The organism is uncultured Campylobacter sp., assembly GCF_938018035.1.
In the GTDB taxonomy this organism is placed as follows: Bacteria; Campylobacterota; Campylobacteria; order Campylobacterales; family Campylobacteraceae; genus Campylobacter_B.
In genome coordinates this window covers 1-4,566 of sequence record NZ_CALIJF010000076.1, presented here as the reverse complement: position 1 = coordinate 4,566, position 4,566 = coordinate 1, and the positions used below count along the sequence as shown (strand labels likewise).

The 4,566-nt window shown below is 52.4% G+C and carries 4 protein-coding genes; all 4 read right to left on the bottom strand.

The genetic code is table 11. From position 1 onward, the window contains the following. A partial coding sequence (locus Q0257_RS02360) for a DUF3137 domain-containing protein (protein ID WP_298021093.1) occupies positions 1-833 on the bottom strand: 833 nt, incomplete at its 3' end. A gap of 327 nt (positions 834-1,160) precedes the next feature. Then, the gene (gene purN / locus Q0257_RS02355) at positions 1,161-1,739 is read right to left on the bottom strand and encodes a phosphoribosylglycinamide formyltransferase (protein WP_298021090.1); all 579 of its coding nucleotides are present in this window, start codon (positions 1,737-1,739) and stop codon (positions 1,161-1,163) included. After that, positions 1,730-3,376 (bottom strand): NAD(P)H-hydrate dehydratase, encoded by a 1,647-nt coding sequence (locus Q0257_RS02350; protein ID WP_298021087.1) that lies wholly within the window; start codon positions 3,374-3,376, stop codon positions 1,730-1,732. The genes purN and Q0257_RS02350 overlap by 10 nt, the downstream gene beginning before the upstream one ends. Further along, a partial coding sequence (locus Q0257_RS02345) for an ATP-binding protein (RefSeq protein ID WP_298021084.1) occupies positions 3,373-4,566 on the bottom strand: 1,194 nt, incomplete at its 5' end. The genes Q0257_RS02350 and Q0257_RS02345, both read right to left, overlap by 4 nt.

Sequence of the window (4,566 nt, the reverse complement as noted above, 5' to 3'; positions counted from 1 at the left end):
TGCCAGATATTTTCGTTTAATTTCAGACTTTTTACGATGGAGAGAAAGAATAGAAGCTCGTGCTTGATAGACGCGGCGGGATCAAAGCCAAATACGCTGTGATCCACGCTAGGCTCGAAACTATCGTATTCCGTGCGGATGAAAATATAGACTTTTCTACCAGAAAAGCTTAATCTGATCGGTCCGCCGGCACCGCTTCTAAAGCGAAGCAAGCGCCGCATAAAGGCGGGTGTGAGGGCATACATTGCAGACACCGCATCGGCGCTATATACGCTAAACGCGGAGCTAAACTCGCTTATCGTCCATCGCGATCTTCTTAAGTCCGCCCCAAGCGTTGGCTTCGCGCTGAGCGAAGGCAGGATCACGGCCACCGAGTTTACGCGCTTTTTAAATTCCGCGTAGAAAAAGATCCCTCTGCTGTTATATCGTTCGTCGGTGTGGGTCACACAAACATCCGCAAAGCTGAAAAATACTCCGTCATAGACGCCGGAAATTTTATCTTCGCAATCAAAATAGCTTATGCCGTCCACAAATAGGCCGCTAGCGCGCAGATACGCCGGCTTAAACGAGCCTGAAATTTCGTAGCGATAACCTAGGCTTGCGATATAGGGTGCGATATATTGGTGTTTAAAGGCGCAGACGAATTTTTTGGATCTATTATATTTGATCCGCTCCAGCGCGGCATCTGCGATATTAAACAAAGAAAGGCAGATGGTTACGAGTGCGATGACGAAGCGCAAGGTATCATTCTCGCATATTTCTACGCCTTTGGCAAGCATCCACAGCAAGATGCAAAAGATAAATACGCGCACTATATTTGCATCTTTATTCACTACTCTAAAAGAGATGCTGCCACAGCTAAATACCGCTTATGATCCAGCAGAGGCCCACTGCTGCATTTTGATCTCTAAAATTGAAAAACAGCCACAGCGCCGAGGCCAGCACCGCTATTATCGAAAACGCCGTATCCTTGTGCTGCTCCGCCTCATCCAGGATGCCAAGCCTTAGTTTTTCCAGTTCGTTTGCGGTTATCTTTCTCTTTCTAAATTTAGCGAAGCAAATTTTAAAATTTAGCCTCGAATCTGTCCCTAAATTTAAAGGACTAAGCTTTAAAATTTACAAAATTCCGCGGAATTTCGCTCTTTAAATTTAGCGTAAATTTAGCTTTGGCACAAAATTTCTATGACCACCTGCGGCAATAGCTCATGTTCGATCTCGTGGATTTTGGCCTCATAAGCTTCAAGGCTCATTCCCGCGCTCTTTTCAAACGCACGCTGAGCGATGATCGCGCCGCCATCGAGCTCCTCGCTGACCCAGTGCACGCTCACGCCGCCCACCTTCATATCGCTCTCAAAGCTCTGCTCTATCGCGTGCGCGCCCTTAAAAAGCGGCAGCAGCGACGGGTGCAAATTTATCGCGCGAACCCTGCTCGTAAAAACGGGCGTGAGAATCCTCATAAAGCCCGCAAGCACCGTAAGCTCCGCGCCGCTTTTTTCGATCTCGCGCACGAGCGCGGCGTCGAACTCCTCGCGGCTAGCAAAATCTTTGTGATTTAGGATCACGCTTTTTAGACCGAATTTCGCCGCTTTTGCTATGCCGCCGGCGTTAGCTTTGTTAGTTAGTGTTAGCGCAACTTCGATCTTGGTTTCGCCGAAAATTTTGCCGTGCAGCTTCTGCAGAATCGCCTCTAAATTTGAACCGCCGCCGCTAAAAAGCACGGCGAGCTTTTTCACAACCATTTTACCTCCTCGATGAGATCGAGCGGATTTAGCGCGTAGGAGTTTTTGGCGAAGGCTCGCGCGGCGAGTGCGTGGGCTAGGACGCCGCAGATTGAGGCTTGCAGAGGCGAGTAGCCTTGCGCGAGTAGTCCGCCGATGAGCCCTGCGAGCACGTCGCCGCTGCCGCCCTTTGCGAGCGCGGCGCTACCCTTGTCGCAGACGTAGATGATGCCCGCTTGCGCGATGAGCGTGTTTGCGCCCTTTAGCACGAGCACGCCGCTAAATTTCTCGCTCCACGCCCGCGCAAGCTCGAAGCGCCGCTCTTGCAACTCGCTCACGCTAAGATCTGCGATGCCCGCGATCTTTAAAAGCGAGCAAAACTCCTTCGGATGGGGCGTTAGGATTAAATTTGAATTGGCATTTAGCAGGCTTAAAATTTCGCTCTCGTAGCACAGATCGGCGTCGATGACGCAGCTTTTGCCCCGCAGCGCGGCAAGATCGATCTTCCGCTCCCCGAGGCCGCAGCCGCAAACTACGACCCGCGCGGCATCGAATGAGCTTTTTTGCATCAAAATCGGGCTTAAGTTTAACGGCTCATCGCTAACGACGCTAACGAGCCCGCTGCCGATCGCGTGAGCCGCTAGAGCCGCCATCTGCGCCGCTCCGCTCATCTGTCCGCTTACGACGTAGGTGTGCCCGAAGTCGCCCTTGTTGGTGTTTTGCTTCGTGCGTAGCGGCAGCTTCAGATCGCTTTTTTGAAGCAGAAAATATTCGCTCCGCTCCTCAAAATTTAAGCGCGAAATTCCAAGATTTGCGACCTTGATCCGCCCTACATAATCCTTTGCCGCATCCGAAAACAGCGCGAGCTTTAACGCGCCCATCGCGATCGTCAGATCCGCGCAAAATGCACCGCCTAAAATGCGCCCGAGCTTATCGATGCCGCTTGGGATATCGACTGCGATTTTTAGAGCTTTCGCGCTATTTGCGAGAGATAAAATTTCACAAATTTCAGAGCTTAAGGCTTTGTTTAAACCGCTGCCGAAGATCCCGTCGATTATGCAGTCTGCGCTTGTAATCTCATCGTGCAGGACGCTTGGCTCGCCGCAATCGTTGCCTAGATTGCCGCACTCGCCGCCGTACCCTGCGGTTTCAAATTTAGCACCTGTAAATTTTGCGCATAATTTATCGTCGCCGCCTGAAATGTCCGTGCTGCTTAGGCTTTCGAGCTCGCGCAGCGGCTCGCTCGCGCCAGTGCCTTTTAAATAGGAGCCCTCTGCGCTTTCATGCGCGCAAGCATCCTTGCTAGACGCGCTGCCTACATGCTTACAATCGTCTTTTGCGCTCGCGATGTCGATAAGCCTAACGCCCGAAGCTCGCGCCGCTTCCGCTTGAAATTTACCCGCCGCGCTTCTGTTTTGAAACACGCAAAGCGCAGTGCAGCTAAAATCGCCGCTTAGCTTTCGCAGCGCCGCCATCGCGTCCGCGCCGTTATTTCCGCCGCCGCAAAGCGCCAAAATGCGCGAACCCTTTTTGAGCCGCTTTCTGATCTCGCTCTCGATCCTGCAAGCGGCGTTTTCCATTAAAATTTGCTCGCCAAGTCCAAATTTTGCGCTCGCTCGCGCGTCAAGCTCCTCGGTGTCAAAGAAAATTTTTTTCAAATTTCGCTCCTTATGCGAAAGCTAAGAGCCTCCAAAATATGCGCCTTGGCGATGATTTCGGCGCCTGCTAGATCGGCGATAGTGCGCGCGAGTTTTAGCGTCTTATTCACGCCGCGTTGCGAAAGATCGTAACGGGTGATCGCGGTTTGCAAAACATCCCGCGCAGCGCTTTCGCAGATACAAAATTTTTCAGTTTCCTCGTCGCGCAGCTTTGCGTTTAGCTCGCTCTGTCCGCGAGCCTTTTGCGCGCGAAACGCCCGCAGCACCGCATCTGCCATCTCCTCGCTGCAAACGTCGCTTCTGTCGTCCGCGCCGGTCTCGTCCATCGCGACGTATATGTCGATGCGATCGAGCAGCGGCGCGGAGATCGTGTTTTTGTAGCGCCTGATGTCGTTTAGCGAGCAGGTGCAGGTGAGGTTTTTGGAGAATAGATTTCCGCACGGGCAGGGGTTTTGCGCCGCGACGAAGATAAATTTCGTTTGGTATTCGACCTTGGAATTTACGCGCGAAATCAAAATTCTATTATCCTCCAGCGGCTCGCGCAGGCTTTCTAAAATTTGCTTGCCGAAGTGCGGCAGCTCGTCGAAAAACAGCTCGCCGCCGTTTGCGAGCGCGACCTCGCCGATCTTTGCGCCGCTACTGCCGCCGCCGAAAATCGAGCTGCGCGTGCTGGTGTGGTGCGGCGAGCGGAAGGGGCGCAGCGCGCTGAAATCGACGTCTTTGTTATTTAGCGACTCGTAGGCGCACGAGAGCAGCACTTCGCCTAGGCTCTGCGGAGGCAGAATTCTAGCTATCCGCTTTGCACACATGCTTTTACCGCAGCCCGGGCTGCCCTCAAAGAGGATGTTGTGCATGCCGCACGCGGCGATCAGGCTTGCGCGCTTGGCGCGCTTTTGTCCTTTGACGTCTTTGAAATCGAGCGAAAAATCGTGGTTGGGGACGTAAGCTTGCCCGTCAATCTCCACGACGTTTTTAAAAAGCGGATGGGTTTCTCGCATGAGCCTACTTGCGGCAAATTCTTCGTCTAAAAAAAATCTGACCGCATCGCTTAGGCTATCTACCGCATAGACGTCGTAGTTTGGGATTGTGCAGGCCTTTAGAGCAATGCTTTGCGGCACTAAAATTTTAGCGCGCTTCACCTTCGTGCTTAAAAAAAGCAGGATCGAAAAGAGGCTCGCCGTGCTCTTTAA